We start from the raw sequence: 19,103 nt of genomic DNA on the forward strand, positions 1-19,103 counted from the left end.
CTCAGGCGGTGCGGCGGGCGCGCTTGGCCGGCTGGTCCGCCGGGGCCTTCTTCGCCGCCGGGGTCTTCTTGGCGGCCGTCGTCTTCTTCGCGGCGGGGGGCTTCTTCTCGGCCGTCGCCTTGCGCGCCGCCGTCTTCCGGGCCGGGCGCGGCTCGGCGTCGTCGTCCGCGGGGGCGGGGGCGCGCTTGGCCGCGGTCGCCTTCTTCGCCGGCGCGCGCCGCGGGGGCTCCGCGTCCTCGGCCGGGGCGCCGCCCCGGGCCTGCTCGACGCTGCGGCGCAGGGCGCTCATCAGGTCGACGACGGCCGCGCCGGAGTCGGCGGTCTCCGGCAGCGGCTGCACCTCGCCGCCGCTCTGCTTGGCCTCCAGCAGCGAGGCCATGGCCTCGCGATAGTCGTCGGTGAAGGCGGTGGGGTCGAACTCCCCGGTCATCGAGGTGATCAGCGCCTCGGCCATCTGCAGCTCCTGCGGCCGGACGGCGATGTCCTCGTCGAGGAAGGCGAAGTCCGGACGCCGGATCTCGTCGGGCCAGCGCATCGTGTGCAGCACCATGACGCCCTCGCGCACCCGCAGCGCGGCCAGCGACTCCCGCGAGCGGATCGCGATCTTGGTGATGGCGACCTGCCCGGCGTTCTCCAGCGCGTCGCGCAGCAGCACGTAGGGGCGGGTCGCGGAGGCGTCGGGCTCCAGGAAGTAGGTCTTCTCGAAGTGGATCGGGTCGATCTCGTCCTGGTCGACGAACTCCAGCACCTCGATCTCGCGCCGCGTGGTCAGCGGGAGCTCCTCGAAGTCCTCGTCGGTGAGGACCACCAGCTGGCCGTCGGGCAGCTCGTAGCCCTTGGCGATCTCGGAGTACTCGACCTCCTCGCCGTCGATCGAGCAGACCCGCTTGTACTTGATCCGGCCCCCGTCGGTGGCGTGCACCTGGTTGAACCGGATGTCGTGGTCCTCGGTGGCGGTGTACAGCTTCACGCCGATGCTCACCAGGCCGAAGGACACCGCGCCGCGCCAGATCGACCGCATGCCGCTCTCCTCCGCAAGGCCCGTCCCAGACCGCGGGCGGGGAAGGCCGGAGCGGTCAAGATCGCAGGATAGGTCCGTTCCCCCGGCCGCGGCAGGTCGAACCCCCCGCGTCTCGCCCGTACGGGTGGGCTACTGCACCCCCTCGTCGTCCCCGGGCTCGAGGGCACCGTTCTGGATGGCGTCATAGGCGAACTGCAGGACGTCGGAGCCGGCGACGGCGGTCATCGTCAGCGCGGCCAGCCGGGTGGCGTTCGGGGCGGCCACGTAGGCGAACACGAACGCCGTGCCCACCCACTGGGCCAGGCAGAACGGGCAGGTGAGCAGCTCCCCGACGGCGTGCTTGACCCCGCCGTGCTCGCGCACCTCCTCGGCCACCTCCGCGTGCCCCGACGGCCCCTGGAACGCGGTGAACGGCGCGCGCAGGGGGCTGGTCACCGGGTCCTTGGCGATGCGGCGGGCCAGCCGGAAGGTGCCGACCGTCAGCAGCACGGCGTCCCCCAGCGGTATGCGACGGGGCAGCGGCCGCCCCGAGGCCCGGACGACGGCCGCGCCGGCGGCCACCACGGCGCTGTACACCCCCATCGCCCCGAGGTCCCCGCCCAGCGGGCGCGGCTCTCCCTGTGAGTACTCGCGCTTCTGGATGCGGGCCCAGCGGCGGACCGGGGCCCCGATCCGCTGCACCTCGTCTGCGATCGCCATGGGCGCCCGCTACCCCACGCCTGCCGGACCCATGCCGGAACGGGACCGGCCGCGGGAGGACGAGGGTCACGCATGGCCGGGCACGCGGCGGGTAGGCCGGACCCCAGACGGCGGCCGGCTCCCCGGCCGCATCCGGCGAGCGCGGGCCACCCCGCGCAGAGGAGGCACCGCATGACGCAGCCCGAGGGCCAGACCGCCCGCGACGTGTTCCCCGAGGACGAGGGCATCCCCGAGGTCTCCCAGGACGACTCCCCCACCCAGGAGCGCGCCGAGGACCCGCAGTTCGCGCCGGTCCCGGGCGACGAGCCCGGCGCCAGCGTCGACTTCGGCACCACGTCGTTCGAGCAGGCGGAGGGCGAGTCGCTCACCGGCCGGCTGGAGCGGGAGGTGCCCGACGTCCAGCCCGGCGTCCGCGCCGCCGAGGACCCCCAGCGGGCCTCCCTGCAGCTCGAGCAGGACACCTCGACCACGCCGGACTCCGACTCCGGCACCAACCGCACCGCCGACGACGTCGAGGCGACCGCGGACCTGCCGGTCGGCGGCGAGGGCCCGGAGGAGGCCGCCGTCCACGTCGTCGACTGACGACCGGCGCCGGCTGGGCCCGGCCCCGGGCTCAGCCGGCGGTCTCCAGCGCCATCCGCTCGGCGAAGGAGTCCGCCGTGTCGAACGTCAGGCGGTGGACCCGGTCGAAGGTGTGCTCGCTCTTGCGGACGACGGTCCGGCCGTGCAGCCACACCGCGTCGTCGACCAGGTACCCCTCGCCGCGGCGGTAGAGGATGCAGGTGGCCGCGGCGTTGCTCGCGGCGATCAGGCCCGAGTCGTCCGGGTGGTCGTGGTATCCGAAGACCTCCTCGTAGGCCTCCATGTCCCACGGCAGCTCGCGGCGGATGAGGGTGAGCATCCGCGCGGCCCGCTCCTCGCCGAACGCGGCGGCGGCCAGCGTCCCGAACTCGGCCACCGACATCAGCAGCGAGGCACCCTGCCGGTCCGGGGCCGGCTCGTTGAAGACGTTGAGCAGGTAGCGGCCGGGGAAGATGTCGGCGTGCAGCGGGAAGGACCCGTCCTCGCTGCCCGACCCCATGCCGATCGGCGCCTTCATGCTCGTCGTGTGGTGCTCCGACGCCTCGGCGATGGCGCCCTTGAGCGCGGCGAGGAAGGCGTTGAGGTGGCCGCCGAGCGGCTGGGTCATCCGGGTCAGGTGCGCGAAGCCGCCGGCCGGCACCACCGGCACCCGCCACATCGACTCCCCCATGGCCCGGATCCCGGCACGGACGTCGGCGGGCAGCGCCTCCAGGTGGATCGACTCGTCCGGCGGGGCCCCGTAGGACTCGTTGCGGTACCACTCGAGCGCGACCCGGTGCGGCGTCGGCGGCTCCGCGGCGGCGAAGGCCTCCAGCACCGGCAGCCACGCCGGGTGCCAGGTCAGCCGCGGCCGGCCGAGCCGGGTACCCACCCGGGTGAGCACCGGGGTGGCGACGTCCGGCACGGTCGGCGCCGCCGCGGACGCGACCGGGCGGGCGAGGGCAGGCGCGGACGTGGTGCTGCTCATGGACGCTCCGGGGAGGGACGGGCACCCCACGCCGGGGCGACGCGGGCGGTCCGGACGCTAACCGGGCGGCGTGCCGGCAGCAGGCGCCACGCCAGTCGGGCCACGCACTTCTCACCTGCGGCTGCGTGCCGGGGGCGCGTTTGGCGCGTCCCGGGGCGGTTGTCTACCTTGGTACGGCGGTTGAGCAGGCAGCCGCGGCCACGCCGGCGTCGCACCGGCGGGGGACACGTTCGACGACGAGCGCGTCCGGGGGCCATGACACCGGGGGGCCGCACAGCGGTAGATTGACCTGGCGGTCGTGCCGTCGGGCACTGCCGTTGAGAGGAGCTCAGCCCGTGACCACATCCGACCTGCCTGCCGAGGGGCAGCCCGACGTGTCCACCGAAGGCACCGAGGCGCCCTTCGACGACGTGATCACGCTCTCCACCTCCACCGGGGACGACGGCGCGGTCACGGTGACGGTCGTCGGCGAAGTGGACACGTTCACCGCCCCGGTCCTCCGCTCGTCGCTGGACACCCAGCTCGAGCAGCAGCCGTCGAGCCTGGTCATCGACCTGTCCGGCGTGCAGTTCCTCGGGTCCGCCGGGCTCGCCGTCCTCGTCGAGACCCAGAAGTCGGCCCGCTCCCGCGAGGTCGACCTGCGCCTGGTCGCCACCACCCGCGCGGTCACCCGGCCGCTGGAGGTCACCGGCCTGATCGACCTGTTCACCATCGTGGACAGCAGCGCTCGCTGACGACGGGCCCCTGCAGGGGCCACACGACGAAGGCCCCGCCACCGGCGGGGCCTTCGTCGTCCTCGGCTCAGCCGGTGAGCATCTGGCAGACGGCCTGCTCGAGCACCTTCTGCGCCGTCCGGTCGTCGGGGGCCGAGGCCGCCTCCCCCAGCGCGGGCGCGATGGTCTCACCGCTCTCGAAGCGGTCGACGACCCGCGGGTCCACGTAGCTGGCCTTGCACACCGCCGGGGTGTTGCCGAGCGTCTCCGACACCCGCTCGTAGGCCTGCTTGACCACCCGCTTGCGGGCGGTCTTCGTCGCCGGCGCCGGGCTCTCGGCCAGGGTCGCGGCCATCAGCACGGTCGCGTTCCAGGTGCGGAAGTCCTTGGCGGTGATCTCCGCGTCGCTGACCTCCTTGAGGTAGGCGTTGACCTCGGTGCTGGTCACGTCGTGCCACACCCGACCGGGCCCGGTGGGGTCGTCCACCCAGTAGCCGAGCAGCTCGTCCCCGGTGTCGTCGGGCCGCTTGAGCAGCTCTCGGACGACGTCGGCGGTCGGCCGGTCGGTGAGCTCCAGCTCCCGCTCGATGCCGCCCTTGGCCGTGTAGGAGAAGAACACCCGTTCGCCCCGCACGCGCACGTGCTCCCGGCGCAGCGTGGCCAGCCCGTAGGTGCCGTTGTCCTCGGCGTACTGCTCGCTGCCGACCCGGAAGGCCCCGAGGTCCAGCAGCCGGACGGCGGCGGCGAGCACCCGCTCTCGGGTGAGCCCGCTGCCGGTGACCGCCCCCACCACCGCCTCGCGGACGTCGGGCAGCTGGTGGGCGATCTCGAGCACCCGCTCGTGCTTCTCGGCGTCGCGCCGGGCCCGCCACTGGTCGTGGTAGCGGTACTGGCGGCGGCCCGCGGCGTCCACCCCGGTGGCCTGGATGTGCCCGTTGGGCCAGGGGCAGATCCACACGTCCCGCCAGGCCGGCGGGATGGCGAGGGCGCGCACGCGGTCCAGGCGCTCGCCCCTGATCAGGGAGCCGTCGGTGTCGTAGTAGGCGAAACCGCGGCCGGCGCGCCGGCGTCGCCACCCGGGGCCGTGCACGTCGCTGCGGCGGAGTCTCACGCCGGGAGGATGCGCACCGGCGGCGTTCCCCAAACCGGAGCGCCGCCGCCGTTCCCCGTCAGCGCAGCTCGACCAACCCGGCCAGGCCGCTGATCTCCAGGATGTGCCGGGTCACGCCGCCGTCGGGGGCGTGCACCACCAGCCGCCACCCCTCGTCCCCGGCGATCCGGGCCATGGCGAGCACGACGCGCACCGCGGCACTGCTGAACAGGGTGACCGCGGTGAGGTCGAGCTCGACGCGGCCGGTGCCGCCGTGGCTGGCCTCCAGGAGGCGGATGCGCATCTGCTCGGCGCCGACGAGGTCCACCGCGCCCGAGGCCCGCACCACCGGCCGGTCGGCCGTGCGGTCCACGACGACCTCGGCGGTGCTGGTGCTGGCGTGCCGCTCCTCGATCTCGTCCGGGCTCCGGCGCAGCCGCATGCTGAGCGTGACGGTGGTGCCGTGCTCGCCCTGCAGCACCACGCCGTCGACCAGCTGCCGCATGATCAGCAGCCCCCGGCCGCGGTCGCCGGGGTCGCGGTCCGGCGGCCGCCAGCGGCCCTCGTCGCGGACGGTGACGGTCAGCAGGCCGTCGACGTCCACCGCGGCGGTCACGTACACCCGGCCCGGCTCGGTGCCGCGGTAGGCGTGCTCGACGGCGTTGGCGCAGGCCTCCCCCACCGCGACCATGACGCCGACCCGGTCCTGCTCGCCCATGCCCAGCGCCGTCAGCCAGCCGCCCAGCCGCCGGCGGACCGCGGGCAGGGACGACGGGACGGCGGGCAGGTCGAGGCCGACGGGCTCCGTCGTCTCCGCGCGCCGGTGGGCGACGAGGACGGCGATGTCGTCGGGCCGTTCCCCCGATCTCAGCAACCGCTCGACGACGTCGGCGGCCAGCCCGGCCGCCCCCTCCTCGTCGAGGCCGCCGGACCCGGTCAGCGCGTCGCGGGCGACCTGGGCCAGCCGGTCCAGGCCCTGGGCCGGCGGCGGCCCGGAGGCGGCCACGGCGCCGTCGGAGTAGAGGACGAGCGTGGCCCCCGGCGGCAGCTCGGCGGTCTCCACCAGGGTGGGCGCGCCGGGGAGGCTGCCGAGCGGCGGGCGGGCGGTCAGGGGCAGGAACGCGGTCGTCCCGTCGGCCCGCACGACCAGCGGCGCGGGGTGCCCGGCCGCGGCGTAGGTGATCCGGCCGGTCGCCGCCTCCAGGACCGCGTAGAAGACCGAGGCGCCCTCGACGTCGTCCATCTGGGTGGCGAACGCGTCGAGGGCGGCGACCACCGCCGCCGGCGACGGGTCCCGCAGCGCCACCGACCGCATGGCCCCGCGCAGGCGGCTCATCGCCCCGGCAGCCGGGACGCCGTGGCCGACGGCGTCACCGATGACCAGCGCCACCCGGCCGCGCCCGAGCGGGACGGCGTCGTACCAGTCGCCGCCGGCGGCGCGCACCGAGCTGGCCCGGTGGTAGCTCCCCGACAGCCGCAGATCGGGCAGGAGCGGCAGCGCGGGCGGCAACAGCGAGTGCTGCGCCAGCTCCACCACGTCGGCCTCCGAGGCCGGGCGCTCGACCGGCGGCACGGGGGCCGGGGTCGGCTCCAGGACCAGCAGCACGCCGGGCTCACCGGCGACCGTCAGCGGCTGAAGCACGACGCTCGTCGCCTGCCCGTCCGACCCTCGGGCGCCGTGGAGCGTCTCCGGGCGGCCGGTCCGCGCCACGGCGTCGGCCAGGTCGGCGACGGGCTGTCCAGCGACGGACGGGAGGTCGGCCCGGGTCGCCCCCAGCTGCCGCGCCCGGGCGTTGGCCCAGACCGGTTCCAGGGCCGGCCCGGCGAGGCAGTAGATCGCCGCCGGCGCCTCCTCCATCGCCGCGACCAGCACGGCTCCGCCCGCGTCCTCGACGGGACGGGACCCCGGTGGCGGGCTGTGCTGGCTGGCGTTCATCTGCGGCCAGGAAACAACAGGGCCAGGGGGGCGGCAACCGCGATCCCCCAGGTCGGTCCACGGGTTTGACGGCCCCCGGTGGCCGGGTATGGCCCTCCTTCGGGCGCCGTGGCCCTCCGCGACGCGCCGGTGTCGGCGGCCGGTCAGGCAGGATGGGTGCAGAGCCGCACGCGCGGGGTCTCCCGGCGGCGAGTGCGGAACGCAGAGGATGAGGAGCGGACGACGGATGGTGGACTCGAGGGGTGCCCTCGCGCACGACGGGCGGCGCGCCGAGCGACTGGAACTGCGGGTGCCCACCACCCCGACCCAGCTGCCCGCGGTTCGGGCGATGGCCGGTGACCTGGCGATGCGGATGGACTACGACCTCGACGCGGTCGAGGACCTCCGCCTGGCGGTGGACGAGGCGTGCGCGACGCTGGCCTCGGTGGTGTCGGGAGACCGGCGCCTGACCGTCGTGTTCGAGACGACGCGGGCCGGCCTGCACATCGACGCCTGGGTGCCCACGACCGAGGGCACCGACGTCCCCCGCGACGGCTTCGGCTGGGCGGTGCTGCACACCCTGGTCGACAACGTGGAGGCCGGGCCGGCCACGCAGGCGACCGTGCCGGCCGGAGACGGCTCCGGCGCGGCGGTCGCGGTCATCTCGATGGACAAGTTCCTGCCGGGCCAGCGCCCGGACCAGAAGCTCGGTGGCGCGGGCCAGAACGTCTCGGTCTCCCGGTGAGCCGGGGGGCAACCGCGAGGTCCCAGCCGGTCGAGGAGGACACCCTGCGCGACGACGACCGCCCGACCGCACCCGGCGAGGGAGAGGCCGCGTCCGCGGAGCAGCCGGTCGTGGTGCCCGACCCCCGCACCGAGACGGTGCCGGCAGACAGCGTGACGGACCCGGAGGCGGACGCCGAGCCGGAGGCAGACGCCGCGCCGGAGGCCGCGGCCGAGCCCGACGCCGCCCCGGTGTCGGACAACCGCCGCCGCGCCGAGCGCACCGCTCCCCTGTTCGCGGAGCTGGCGACGCTGGAGAAGGGCGACCCCCGGCGGGAGCGGCTGCGGGAGATCCTCGTCGAGGAGCACCTGCCGCTCGTCCGGCACTTCGCCCGCCGGTTCAGCAACCGCGGGGAGCCGTTCGACGACCTGCTGCAGGTCGGCACGCTCGGCCTCATCGCGGCGATCGACCGGTTCGACCCGACCCGCGGCGTGGAGTTCCTCTCCTTCGCGGTGCCGACGATCACCGGGGAGATCAAGCGCCACTTCCGCGACCAGGGCTGGTCGGTGCGGGTGCCGCGCCGGCTGCAGGAGCTGCACCTGTCGCTCAACGCGGCGGTCGGTGAGCTGGCCCAGAAGAACGGCCGCGCCCCGACCCCGTCGGAGCTGGCCGAGCACCTGGGCATCCCGCGCGCGGAGGTCCTGGAGGGGCTCGCCGTCGCCAACGCCTACCGCAGCAGCTCCCTGGACGAGCGGCTCTCCGGCGAGGACGACTCCCCCACCCTGGCGGCCACCCTCGGCGAGGAGGACGCCGCCCTCGAGGGCGTGGAGTACCGCGAGTCGCTGCAGCCACTGCTGGCCACGATCCCGGCCCGCGAGCGCCGCATCCTGATCCTGCGGTTCTTCGGCAACATGACCCAGTCCCAGATCGCCGCGGACATCGGCATCTCGCAGATGCACGTCTCGCGGCTGCTCAGCCAGACCCTGGCCAAGCTCCGCGAGGGCCTGCTCAAGGACTGAGTCACTGTCGACCTACCGGTCGGCACCGCTCGCGAGCTCGCAGCGGGCCCTGCAGGGCCGCGGGCTGCGGCACGGGCACGCGGTGCCCGTGCCGCAGCGCCATCAGGCCCGGGGCTCGCCGGCCTCGGGGTGCTCGAACTGCGCGCGCACCGTGGGGTCCGCAGCCGGGCCGCTGTCGCGCACGTCCTCGGTCACCTGGGACAGCGGCGGCGGGGTCGGCACCGCCGGTTCGGTGTCGGTGATGCTCGACAGCTCGATCCTGGCCTCGGGCTGGTCGGCCGCCGGCGGGAGCTGCGACTCGAACCAGCTGCTGGTGTCCAGTCCGCCGTCCCGTGGTCCGGACCCGGCGCCGTTGGCCGACGCGCCGACGTCCATCCACGACGACCCGCCCTGGGCGCCGCCCAGGTTGGCCAGCCCCTCCAGCGCCTTGCTGAACTCGCTGGGGACGATCCACATCTTGTTGGCGTCGCCCTGCGCGATCTGCGGCAGCGTCTGCAGGTACTGGTAGGCCAACAGCCCCTGGTCGGGCTTGCCGTCGTGGATGGCCTGGAAGACCGTCTCGATGGACTTCGCCTGGCCTTGGGCCTGCAGGAACAGCGCGGCCCGTTCACCCTCGGCGCGCAGGATCCGGCTCTGCCGCTCGGCCTCCGCCTCGAGGATCGCCGCCTGCTTCTTGCCCTCCGCCGAGAGGATGGCGGCGGCCTTCTGGCCCTCGGCCGTGGTGATCGCCGACTGCCGGGCGCCCTCGGCCTGCAGGATGATGGCCCGCTTGTCGCGGTCGGCGCGCATCTGCTTCTCCATCGAGTCCTGGATGGAGGGCGGCGGGTCGATCGCCTTGATCTCCACGCGGGCCACGCGCAGCCCCCACGGCCCGGTGGTGCCGTCGAGCACCGAGCGCAGCTGGCTGTTGATGCCGTCGCGGCCGGTGAGCGCGCCCTCGAGGTTGAGCCCGCCGACGACGTTGCGCAGTGTCGTGGTGGTCAGCTGCTCCATGCCGGTGATGTAGTTCGCGATGCCGTACACGGCCAGCCGCGGGTCGGTCACCTGGAAGTAGACGACGGTGTCGATGCCCACCTGCAGGTTGTCGGCGGTGATCACCGGCTGCGGCGGGAACGAGACGACCTGCTCGCGGAGGTCGATGGTGGCGCGGACGCGATCGATGAACGGCACGAGGATCGACAGGCCCGGCGACAGCGTGCGGCTGTAGCGGCCGAGCCGCTCGACGACCTTGGCCTGCGCCTGCGGCACGATCGTCACGCTCTTGGCGATGACGACGATGACCAGCAGCGCGATGACCAGGACGGCGATGAGGGCGGGCGTCACGGGGAGCTCCCTTCGTCAGGGGTGGGACAGGTCTGAGGGATGCGGGTCACTCCAGTTCGAGGGCGTCCCCCACAACGGCGGTGGCCCCGTCCACCTGCAGGATCCGGACCGTGGTGCCGACGGCGTAGCGTTCGCCGCCGAACTGGCTGCGCGCGGTCCACTCGTCGGCGCCCAGGCGGATGCGCCCGCCGTGCCCGTCGACGGCCTCGGTGACCTTCGCCGTCCGGCCGATGAGGGTGGCGACGCCGTCGAGCTGCTCGGGCGTGCGGTCGACCAGGTGCCGCTTCGCGAGCGGGCGCACGAGGACCAGCAGCAGCGCCGAGACGACGATGAACCCGACCAGTTGCAGCGCGACCGGCCCGCCGAGCAGCGCGATGGTCATGCCGCCCAGCGCACCCCCGGCGAACATGAGCAGGACCAGGTCGAGACTGGCCATCTCACCCGCGGCGAACAGGCCCGATGCGATGAGCCACAACAGCCAGGCGTCCACACCGTCACTCTGGCAGACCGGAACCGGAGAGTGATCGATCTCAACACCATCGTCACCTTCCCGGGCCCTCGACATAACCTCGCTGGGTGCACGACTTCCCCGCCGGCCGGTTCGCGGTCTGGGCGACCGCCTGGCTCACCGGCCGTTCCTCCTACGACGAGGCGCTGGACGCGCTCCTCGGCGAGACCGCGCACCGGGTGACCGGGATGCCCGGCACCGAGGAGGCGGTACCCCTCGGCTGGGCGCTGACCGCGCTGCGCGGCCTCGGCGAGCGCCGGCTGCGGCTGGTCCTCCCCGTGCCCGGCGACGTCCGCGGGCTCCCGCGCGCCCCGGGCCTGTCCGAGCTGGCGCTGGAGGCGGGCCAGGCCGCCGTCGGGGAGCGCGTCGCGCTGGTCCCCGAGGCCCTCGGGGACGAGGTGGTCCAGTGGACGGCGTTCGGGCTCGACGGCGTCCCGCCGGTGCCGCCGCCGGTGGAGGGGTCGCTGCGCGCGGTGTCCGGTGCGCTGGACCTCGCGGTGGGCGACGCGGCCCGCACCCTGGTCGACCTCGACCTCGCCCGCTGGCACCCGGAGGTGCCGGCGCTGCTGGCCGGCCTGGCCCGGCCGGCCCACGTGCCGGGGATGCCGCCGGACACCGACCCCGTGGCTCTGTCGGTCCTGGCCCGCGCGCAGCGGCTGTCCCGGGTGCTCGACCTGGCGCTCACCGACGCCCCCGGCGGGGCGGTCACCCACACCCAGGCCGCCGCGCGGGACGACGCCCTGCGCCCGCTCGCCGACGCCGTCCGCGAGGCGGTCACCGCTGCCTTCAACGCCATTCCCCGGTAGGGCGAGCACACCGCCGTCGTGAGCCGCTTGGCGGTGGACCGGTCGCGGGGGCCGGAGGCTCCCCGACCGGGACACGGGTGGAGCTCAGCTCACGCGGGGGACGGCTCCTGGCCGCGGTGGAGGCCGGTAGGCCGACGGTGGACATGGCAACAGCGCGCCGGGCAGTCGGTGCCCAGGCGCGGCGGGCCGCCGGCGCGGCGCTCCTCCACCAGCTCGCGCACCGTGGCGACGAACGCCGGGTGCGTGCCGGCCGTGCCCGCGCGGGCGAAGGCCAGCCCCAGCTCCGCGGCGGTCTCCCGCGCCTCGTTGTCGAGGTCCCAGACGACCTCGAGGTGGTCGCTGACGAAGCCGACCGGGAAGAGCACGACCGCGGTCTCCCCTGCCTCGGCCAGCGCGCGGAGGTGGTCGTTGACGTCGGGCTCCAGCCACGGCACCGACGGCGGGCCGCTGCGGCTCTGCCACACCAGGTCGAACGACCGGCCCGGCGCGACGGCGTCCACCACCTGCCGGGCGGCGGCCGTGAGCTCGGCCTCGTAGGCGTGGCCGTCGGGCCCGGCGACGGCGGCCATCGCGTCCGGGATGCTGTGCGCGGTCGCCACCAGCCGGGCGCCGTCCCGGACGTCCTCGGGCAACGACGCCAGCGCGGCGGCCAGGGCGTCGGCGTTGGCCCGCACGAAGCCGGGCGCGTCGAAGTAGTGCGGCAGCTTCTCCGCCGTCGGCGCCTCGGGGCCGAACGCCGCGCGGGCCCGGGCGACGTCCTCGTGGTACTGCCGGCACCCCGACGCCGAGGCGTAGGCGGACGTGGCGAAGACGTAGACGTGCTCGACGCCGTCCTCGGCCATCTGCCGCCAGGTGTCCTCGACGTAGGGCGCCCAGTTCCGGTTGCCCCAGTAGACCGGCAGGTCGGCCCCGGCGGCGGCCAGCTCGGCCTCGACGGCGGCGATCAGCGCCTTGTTCTGGTCGTTGATCGGGCTGACGCCGCCGAAGTGGTGGTAGTGCTCGGCGACCGCCTCGAGCCGCTCGCGCGGGATGCCGCGGCCGCGGGTGACGTTCTCGAGGAACGGCATCACGTCCGCGGGCCCCTCGGGGCCGCCGAAGGAGAGCACCAGCAGCGCCTCCCGCCGTCCCGCCGGGGCCGGACGGTCCGACGGGGCGGCACCGCCGTTGTTGCGGACGGCGAGCGAGGGGTCCTCGTCGGGGCGCTGGCCGGGGTGGATGTCGACGTCGGCGCGGGGCACGGGGGTCTTTCTGTCTCGGGCGCGGATCGGGTGCGGCTCACACGCCGACGGCGTGGAAGCCCCCGTCCACGTGCACGATCTCGCCGGTGGTGGCGGGGAACCAGTCCGACAGCAGGGCGACGACGGCCTTGCCGGCGGGCTCGGTGTCGGTGACCGACCAGCCCAGCGGCGCGCGCGCCTCCCAGGCCTCCTCGAACTGGGCGCTGCCGGGGATCGACTTCATGGCCATGCTGCGCAGCGGGCCGGCCGCGACCAGGTTGACCCGGACCCCCTCCGGGCCCAGCTCGCGGGCCAGGTACCGGGACGTGGACTCCAGCGCCGCCTTGGCCGCGCCCATCCAGCCGTAGACCGGCCAGGCGACGGTGGCGTCGAAGGTGAGCCCCACGACGGAGGCCCGCTCCGCGAACAGCGGGCGGCAGGCCTGGGTGAGGGAGGCCATCGACCAGGTCGACACCTGGAACGCCGTCGCCGCGTGCTCCCACGCGACCTCGGGGAAGCCCTCGCCCATCGCCTCCTGCGGGGCGAAGCCGATCGAGTGGACGACGCCGTCGAGGCTGTCCCCCACGTGCTCGCGCAGCCGGCCGGCGAGGCTGTCGAGGTGCTCGGTGTTCGTGACGTCGAGCTCGACGACCGGCGCCTCCTGCGGCAGCCGCTTGGCGATCCGCTGGCACAGCGACAGGGCGCGGCCGAAGTTGGACAGGACGACGGTGGCGCCCTGCTCCTGCGCCAGGCGGGCCGTCGCGAAGGCGATCGACGCCTCGGTGAGGACCCCGGTGACCAGGATCTTCTTGCCCTCGAGGATGCCCATCAGTGCCCCATTCCCAGTCCGCCGTCGACCGGGACGACCGCCCCGGTGATGTAGCCACCCGCGTCGCCGGCCAGGAAGCGCACGACGCCGGCGATCTCCTCCGCCGAGGCGTACCGGCCCAGCGGCACCTGCCCCAGGATCTCCTGCTGGCGCTTCTCGGGCAGCTGCGCGGTCATGTCGGTCTCGACGAAGCCCGGCGCCACCACGTTGGCGGTGATGCCGCGGCTGCCCAGCTCCCGGGCGATCGAGCGGGCCAGCCCGACCAGGCCGGCCTTGCTCGCCGCGTAGTTGGTCTGCCCGGCCGAGCCGAGCAGGCCCACGACCGAGGAGATGAAGACCATCCGCCCCGAGCGTGCCCGGACCATCTTGGCCGCGGCCCGCTTGGACACCCGGTAGGCGGCGGTGAGGTTGGCGTCGAGGACGTCGGTGAAGTCCGCCTCCTTCATCCGCATGAGCAGCCCGTCGCGGGTGATGCCGGCGTTGCTGACCAGCACCTCCACCGGCCCCTGGTGCTCCTCGACCTCGGTGAACGCGCGGTCGACGTCCTCGGTGCTGGTGACGTCGCACCGCACGCCGAACAGCCCGTCGGGGACGCCGCTGCCGCGGTGGGTGACCGCCACCGAGTCGCCCTGCTCGGCGAAGGAACGGGCGATGGCCAGCCCGATCCCCCGGTTCCCACCGGTCACGAGCACCGATCTGCCCACTGCGTCACTCCCCTGCACCGACGGCACCGTCGGGCACCGAACCTAGTCGGTGGGCGCAGGTCACACCTCCGCGAGGAGGGGACGGCGCCGGCGACACGTCATCCGGGCCGCGACCCGGCACCACCTCCCGCGATGCCGGCGGTGCATGAGCCGATGCAGAAAGGGGCTTGGACGTGCATCAGCGGGGCTGCCTAGCGTCGGCGCGTCGGTGATGTGGCCCCCGCCACGACGAGCCCTGGAAGTCGAGGTGCCGGTGACGGTCTCCAGCCCCGAGCGCGACGTCGCGCTCAGCAGCGCGATCGGCAAGTTCTTCCGCCGCGTCGTCCCCCTGTTCATCGTGATGCTGGTCTGCAACCAGCTCAACCGGTCCAACATCGGGTACGCCGAGGTGCACCTGGAGGCCGACGTCGGCATCGGCGCCGCGGCGTACGGGTTCGGCGCCGGGGTCTTCTTCATCGCGTACGCGATCTTCGAGCTGCCCAGCAACGTGCTCATGGAGCGGTACGGCGCCCGCGTCTGGCTGACCCGCATCATGGTCACCTGGGGCCTGGTCTCCGCGGCGATGGCCTTCGTCAACGGCCCCACGATGTTCTACGTCCTGCGCTTCCTGCTCGGCGCCGCCGAGGCCGGCTTCTTCCCGGCGGTCATCTTCTACCTGACCCGCTGGCTGCCCGACAGCCACCGCGGCCGCGCGACCGCCCTGTTCATCGCCGGCTCCTCGATCGCCGCGGCGGTGTCCGGGCCGCTGTCCGGACCGCTGCTGTCGCTCGACGGCCTGCTGGGCCACCACGGGTGGCAGTGGCTGTTCCTCCTGGAGGGCCTCCTCTCCGTGGTGGTCGGCCTGGTCGCGTTCGCCATGCTCGACTCGCGCATCGCCGACGCCCGCTGGCTCACCCCCGCGGAGAAGGGCGCCCTCGCCGGGCGCATCGAGGCCGAGGACGCCGAGAAGGCCGCCGGTCACCGCACCAACGGCCGCTCCCGCTGGCGGATGCTGGTCGACCGCAAGGTCCTCCTGTTCTGCTGGGTGTACTTCGCCATCCAGCTGTCGATCTACGCCAACACCTTCTGGCTGCCGTCGATCGTCCGGCGCATCGACGGCACGGACGACGTCACCGTCGGCCTGCTGTCCTCGCTGCCCTGGATCTGCGCGGTGGTCGCCATGTACGTGACCGGCCGGGCCGGCGACCGCAGCGGCAACCGCAAGCCGCTCCTGGTCGGGGCGCTGCTCACCGCGGCGGTCGGCACCTATCTGGCCGCCGTCGTCACCCCGGTGCTGGCCCTGCTCTTCCTGTGCATCGCCGCCATGGGGTTCAAGAGCGCCAGCCCGCTGTTCTGGTCGTTCCCGCAGGGCTCGCTCAACCCGGTGGTCCTCGCCCCCGCCGTGGCGCTGGTCAACTCCCTGGGCAACCTCGGCGGCTTCGTCGCCCCGTTCGGCTTCGGCCTCGTCGAGGAGGCCACCGGCGAGGTGACCCTGGGCCTCTACGCCCTCGCCGCCGCCTCGCTGCTGGCCGCCGTCACGGTGCTCGCCACCTTCCGCGGCCGCCGCGCCGCGGCGGAGACCGAGCAGGTGCCGGCCGACGACCGGGAGCCGGTCGAGGCCCGCACCGCGTAGGACACGGCGCACGAGGAGCCGGCTCCCCTCGGGGGCCGGCTCCTCGTCGTCCGGGCCGGGCTCACCCCAGCAGCAGCGCGACCCCCACGAGGACCGGCACCGACAGCACGGTGGTCAGCAGGATGACGTCGCGGGCGACGACGGTGGACCGGCCGGAGGCCGCCGCGTAGACGAAGACGTTCTGCGCCGTCGGCAGCGCCGAGGTGACCGTGACGGCGAGCAACTCGCCCCCGTCGAGCCCGGCGACCCACCGGCCCAGCGCGTAGGCCAGCAGCGGCTGCCCCAGCGTCTTGAGCGCCACCGCGAGCCACACCCGGCCCGCCTCGCCGCCCGATCCCGGACGCGGCGCCCCGTGCAGGCTCATCCCGTACGCCAGCAGTGCGGCCGGCACGGCGACGGCGGCGGTGAGCTCCACCGGGCGCAGCACCACCGCAGGCAGGTCCAGCCCGGTGGCGGCGACGAGGAGACCGAGGGCGCAGCCGACCACCACCGGCGTCCGGACCGGCGCGGTCAGCACCCGCCGGCGCGAGGTGCCGGCCGGGTGCCGGCCGGCGAGGACGGCGAGGCCGACCGGCGCCATGACGAGCACCTGGAACAGCAGCACCGGGGCGACGTAGGAGGCGTCGCCGAGGACGTACACCGCGACGGGGACGCCGAGGTTGCCCGCGTTGACGTAGGAGGAGGCCAGCGCGCCCGTCGTGAGGTCCGCCGCCGACACGCGCCGCCGCCACCGCGCGAGGACGACGAACAGGAGGGCGCAGCCGACCGCGCTGCCGGCCGTGGCGACCAGGTGTGCGGACACCAGGACGGAGGGGTCGGCCTCGGCCAGGGTCAGGAACAGCAGCGCAGGCGTCGCGACGTAGAACGCCAGGCGGGACAGCACCTCCGAGGCGCCGGCGCCGAGGGTGCCGGCCCGGCCGACCAGCCACCCGACGGCGATGACGGCGGCCAGTGCGGCGAAGCCGCCGAGGACGGCGTTCACCGGCTCACGGCAGCGCGGCCCGCACCGCCCGGACGAACTGCTCGACCGCGGCAGCGGGCGCCTGCGGCAGGAAGAGGCTCGGCTCGGTCAGCTCCAGCTCGAGCACCACCGGCCGGCCGGCGGCGTCGGTCACGAGGTCGATCCGCGCGTACAGCGGCCCGGCCGCTCCGGGCACCAGCGCGGGGACGGCGTCGAACACCGCCTGGGCCACCTCCCGCTGGGCCGCGGTCGGCTCCACCGGTCGCAGGTCCCCGCGGCTGTCCCGGTCCTGGCGGACCCCCTCGCCGGGCGCCAGCAGCGCGCCCTTGCGGACGGCGTGGGAGAACCGGCCGCCCAGGAACAGCATCGCGGTCTCTCCCGCCTGGTCGACGCTGGGCAGGTAGGGCTGCAGCATCGCCGTCCGCCCGGCCGTGCGGAGCGCGGCGGCGTGCGCGAGGGCGGCGTCCGGATCGGCCCAGCGGGCGGTGTCCCGCGAGCCGGCGGAGATCGACGGCTTCACCACCCACTCCGCGGCGTCGGGCAGGTCGGCGGCCCCGGCCGGGTCCCACACGGTCGGCACGACGGGCAGACCCGCGGCGACGAGGTCGCGCAGGTGCGTCTTGTCGGTGTTCCACCGCAGCACCGCGGGGTCGTTGCGCAGCCGCGGCACCGACGACGCCCAGGCCAGGAACTCCTCCCGCCGCCAGGCGTAGTCCCAGCAGGAGCGGACGACGGCCAGGTCGACGGAGGACCAGTCGACCGCCGGGTCGTCCCACCGCACCAGGTCGACGGCGACCCCGGCCGCCCGCAGGGCCGGGGTCGCGATCGGCAGGTCGGGGTCGACCCGCAGGCCGCGCTCGGAGCTGACCAGCGCGACCCGCGGGTGCCTCACCGGGGCAGCTCCAGGACGCCGTCGACCCGCCGCGGGATGCCGCGGTAGCCGTCGGTGAGCTCCTCGGGCAGCAGCTCCTGGGGGGCGCCCTGCCACGTGACCGGGCGCAAGAACCGGCGGATGGCGGTGGTGCCCACCGAGGTGTGCTGGGAGTTGGTCGACGGCCACGGGCCGCCGTGGTGCTGGGCCCAGGACACCGCGACCCCGGTCGGGTAGGCGTCGTAGACCAGCCGGCCGGCGCGGGTGCGCAGCTGCTGGGAGACCGCCAGCGGCAGGTCGGTCTCGCCCTCGCCGCGCAGCACGGTGGCGGTGAGCGAGGAGGGCATGGCCTCCAGCGCGGCGAACAGCTCGGCCTCGCCGTCGTAACGGGCCACCACCGCCACCGGGCCGAAGCACTCCTCGGTGACCTGGTGCGGCAGGTCGGCCGCCGACGTGGCCAGCAGCCGGGGCACGGCGGTGAAGCCGGGACCCGCCGGCTCCTCGCCGCGGGCGATCTCCGCCACGCCGGGCGCGCCGGCCAGGCCGTCGGAGATCCGCCCGTAGGAGGCGGCGATGCCCTCGTTGAGCAGCACCGGGGCGGCGGCTGCCCGGACCGCCTGCGCCATCGCGTCGACCAGCGCGTCGCCGTCCGGGCCGGCCGGCACGAACGCCAGCCCCGGCTTGGTGCAGAACTGGCCGCCGCCCAGGGTGAACGAGCCGACCAGCTCGCCGCCGATGCGGTCCCCGCGCTCGGCGGCCGCCGCCGGAGTGACCACGACGGGGTTGAGGCTGGACAGCTCGCCGTAGAACGGGATCGGGTCGGGGCGGGCGTCGATGATCCGCTGCAGCGCCTGACCGCCGCCCAGCGAGCCGGTGAAGCCGACCGCGCGGATGGCCGGGTGCGCGACCAGGTCGGCACCGGCCTGCTGGCCGTAGACGATGCCCAGGGTGCCGTCGGGGGCGCCGGCCTTGGCGGCGGCCTCGGTCAGGACGTCGAACACCAGCCGCGAGGTCGCCGGGTGCGAGCTGTGCGCCTTGACCACGACCGGGCAGCCGGCGGCCAGCGCGGAGGCGGTGTCGCCGCCCGGCACGGAGAAGGCCAGCGGGAAGTTGCTCGCCCCGAACACCGCGACCGGGCCGATCGGCACCAGCATCCGGCGCAGGTCCGGCCGCGGGCCCATCGGGGTGTCCCCGGCCGGGTCGATGGCGGCCTCGAGGTAGCTGCCCTCGTCCAGCACCTCGGCGAAGATCCGCAGCTGGTAGCCGGTGCGGGTCAGCTCCCCGTTCAGCCGGCCCGGGCCGAGCCCGGTCTCCCGGTCGGCGACGGCGACGACGTCGTCCCGCCGGCTCTCCAGGGCCTCGGCCAGGGCGCGCAGCAGCGCGGCGCGGCCGGCCCGGCCCAGCTCCTCCAGCGCGGGCGCCGCGGCCAGCGCCGCGGCGCAGAGCCGGTCGACCTCCGCGGTGGTGGTCTCCGGCGCGACGACCTCCACGGTCTCGCCGGTGCGGGGGTCGACGCTCACGACGTCGCTCATGCGGTTCTCC

General features: G+C 75.0%; 19 protein-coding genes. 6 read left to right on the forward strand and 13 right to left on the reverse strand.

The features are described 5' to 3' along the window. Nucleotide 1: 1 nt before the first annotated feature. A complete protein-coding gene (gene ku, locus ACI78Q_RS12360) occupies nt 2-1,021 on the reverse strand; it encodes a non-homologous end joining protein Ku (RefSeq protein ID WP_456923674.1) in 1,020 nt (339 codons plus the stop codon). 129 nt (nt 1,022-1,150) lie between these two features. Further along, a complete protein-coding gene (locus ACI78Q_RS12365; RefSeq protein WP_456923676.1) occupies nt 1,151-1,720 on the reverse strand; it encodes a DUF1360 domain-containing protein in 570 nt (189 codons plus the stop codon). Between the two features lie 171 nt (nt 1,721-1,891). On the opposite strand from ACI78Q_RS12365, the gene ACI78Q_RS12370 reads away from it, so the two are divergent. Further along, nucleotides 1,892-2,302 (forward strand): hypothetical protein, encoded by a 411-nt coding sequence (locus ACI78Q_RS12370; protein ID WP_456923677.1) that lies wholly within the window; start codon nt 1,892-1,894, stop codon nt 2,300-2,302. 31 nt (nt 2,303-2,333) lie between these two features. Here ACI78Q_RS12370 and ACI78Q_RS12375 read toward each other — a convergent pair whose 3' ends face one another. Further along, the gene (locus tag ACI78Q_RS12375; protein WP_456923678.1) at nt 2,334-3,269 is read right to left on the reverse strand and encodes a hypothetical protein; all 936 of its coding nucleotides are present in this window, start codon (nt 3,267-3,269) and stop codon (nt 2,334-2,336) included. Nucleotides 3,270-3,604: 335 nt separating this feature from the next. Between ACI78Q_RS12375 and ACI78Q_RS12380 the strand changes: the two genes are divergently transcribed. Next, the gene (locus tag ACI78Q_RS12380; RefSeq protein WP_456923679.1) at nt 3,605-4,003 is read left to right on the forward strand and encodes an STAS domain-containing protein; all 399 of its coding nucleotides are present in this window, start codon (nt 3,605-3,607) and stop codon (nt 4,001-4,003) included. Nucleotides 4,004-4,070: 67 nt separating this feature from the next. On the opposite strand, the gene ACI78Q_RS12385 is transcribed toward ACI78Q_RS12380, so the two are convergent. Together ACI78Q_RS12385 and ACI78Q_RS12390 are read right to left on the reverse strand one after the other, a co-directional pair. Continuing rightward, on the reverse strand, nt 4,071-5,093 hold the full coding sequence (locus tag ACI78Q_RS12385; protein ID WP_456923680.1) for a DNA topoisomerase IB: 1,023 nt from the start codon (nt 5,091-5,093) through the stop codon (nt 4,071-4,073). 58 nt (nt 5,094-5,151) lie between these two features. After that, entirely contained in the window at nt 5,152-7,008 is a 1,857-nt protein-coding gene (locus ACI78Q_RS12390; protein WP_456923681.1) for a SpoIIE family protein phosphatase, read from the reverse strand. Between the two features lie 226 nt (nt 7,009-7,234). Here ACI78Q_RS12390 and ACI78Q_RS12395 point away from each other — a divergent pair, with 226 nt between their 5' ends. Together ACI78Q_RS12395 and ACI78Q_RS12400 are read left to right on the forward strand one after the other, a co-directional pair. Continuing rightward, nucleotides 7,235-7,732, forward strand: a complete 498-nt coding sequence (locus ACI78Q_RS12395; protein ID WP_456923682.1) for an ATP-binding protein — start codon at nt 7,235-7,237, stop codon at nt 7,730-7,732. Beyond that, nucleotides 7,729-8,730: an RNA polymerase sigma factor SigF gene (locus ACI78Q_RS12400; protein WP_456923683.1), complete on the forward strand. Its 1,002-nt coding sequence runs from the start codon at nt 7,729-7,731 to the stop codon at nt 8,728-8,730. Before ACI78Q_RS12395 ends, ACI78Q_RS12400 begins: the two co-directional genes overlap by 4 nt. A 102-nt stretch (nt 8,731-8,832) precedes the next feature. On the opposite strand, the gene ACI78Q_RS12405 is transcribed toward ACI78Q_RS12400, so the two are convergent. Both ACI78Q_RS12405 and ACI78Q_RS12410 read right to left on the reverse strand, forming a co-directional pair. Next, the gene (locus ACI78Q_RS12405) at nt 8,833-10,053 is read right to left on the reverse strand and encodes an SPFH domain-containing protein (protein ID WP_456923684.1); all 1,221 of its coding nucleotides are present in this window, start codon (nt 10,051-10,053) and stop codon (nt 8,833-8,835) included. 46 nt (nt 10,054-10,099) lie between these two features. After that, on the reverse strand, nt 10,100-10,543 hold the full coding sequence (locus tag ACI78Q_RS12410) for an NfeD family protein (protein WP_456923685.1): 444 nt from the start codon (nt 10,541-10,543) through the stop codon (nt 10,100-10,102). A gap of 86 nt (nt 10,544-10,629) precedes the next feature. Here ACI78Q_RS12410 and ACI78Q_RS12415 point away from each other — a divergent pair, with 86 nt between their 5' ends. Beyond that, nucleotides 10,630-11,367 carry a hypothetical protein gene (locus tag ACI78Q_RS12415; protein WP_456923686.1) on the forward strand — a complete coding sequence of 246 codons (738 nt, stop codon included), beginning with the start codon at nt 10,630-10,632 and terminating at the stop codon, nt 11,365-11,367. Between the two features lie 89 nt (nt 11,368-11,456). On the opposite strand, the gene ACI78Q_RS12420 is transcribed toward ACI78Q_RS12415, so the two are convergent. Genes ACI78Q_RS12420 through fabG form a run of 3 tightly spaced genes read right to left on the reverse strand, consistent with a single transcriptional unit; the run spans nt 11,457 to nt 14,117 of the window. After that, nucleotides 11,457-12,605 carry a ferrochelatase gene (locus ACI78Q_RS12420; protein ID WP_456923687.1) on the reverse strand — a complete coding sequence of 383 codons (1,149 nt, stop codon included), beginning with the start codon at nt 12,603-12,605 and terminating at the stop codon, nt 11,457-11,459. A gap of 37 nt (nt 12,606-12,642) precedes the next feature. Next, entirely contained in the window at nt 12,643-13,413 is a 771-nt protein-coding gene (fabI, locus tag ACI78Q_RS12425) for an enoyl-ACP reductase FabI (RefSeq protein WP_456923688.1), read from the reverse strand. Further along, nucleotides 13,413-14,117, reverse strand: a complete 705-nt coding sequence (gene fabG, locus ACI78Q_RS12430; RefSeq protein ID WP_456923689.1) for a 3-oxoacyl-ACP reductase FabG — start codon at nt 14,115-14,117, stop codon at nt 13,413-13,415. The genes fabI and fabG overlap by 1 nt, the downstream gene beginning before the upstream one ends. 253 nt (nt 14,118-14,370) lie before the next feature. Between fabG and ACI78Q_RS12435 the strand changes: the two genes are divergently transcribed. After that, nucleotides 14,371-15,729 (forward strand): MFS transporter, encoded by a 1,359-nt coding sequence (locus tag ACI78Q_RS12435; protein ID WP_456923690.1) that lies wholly within the window; start codon nt 14,371-14,373, stop codon nt 15,727-15,729. A gap of 61 nt (nt 15,730-15,790) precedes the next feature. Here ACI78Q_RS12435 and ACI78Q_RS12440 read toward each other — a convergent pair whose 3' ends face one another. The 3 genes from ACI78Q_RS12440 to ACI78Q_RS12450 are packed head-to-tail and all read right to left on the reverse strand — an operon-like array spanning nt 15,791 to nt 19,093. After that, entirely contained in the window at nt 15,791-16,711 is a 921-nt protein-coding gene (locus ACI78Q_RS12440) for an AEC family transporter (protein WP_456923691.1), read from the reverse strand. 4 nt (nt 16,712-16,715) lie between these two features. Beyond that, nucleotides 16,716-17,582, reverse strand: coding sequence for an ATP-grasp domain-containing protein (locus tag ACI78Q_RS12445; protein ID WP_456923692.1), 867 nt, complete (start codon nt 17,580-17,582; stop codon nt 16,716-16,718). After that, the gene (locus ACI78Q_RS12450) at nt 17,579-19,093 is read right to left on the reverse strand and encodes an aldehyde dehydrogenase (NADP(+)) (RefSeq protein WP_456923693.1); all 1,515 of its coding nucleotides are present in this window, start codon (nt 19,091-19,093) and stop codon (nt 17,579-17,581) included. Before ACI78Q_RS12450 ends, ACI78Q_RS12445 begins: the two co-directional genes overlap by 4 nt. Nucleotides 19,094-19,103: the final 10 nt, after the last annotated feature.

The organism is Geodermatophilus sp. SYSU D00705 (genome assembly GCF_054050135.1).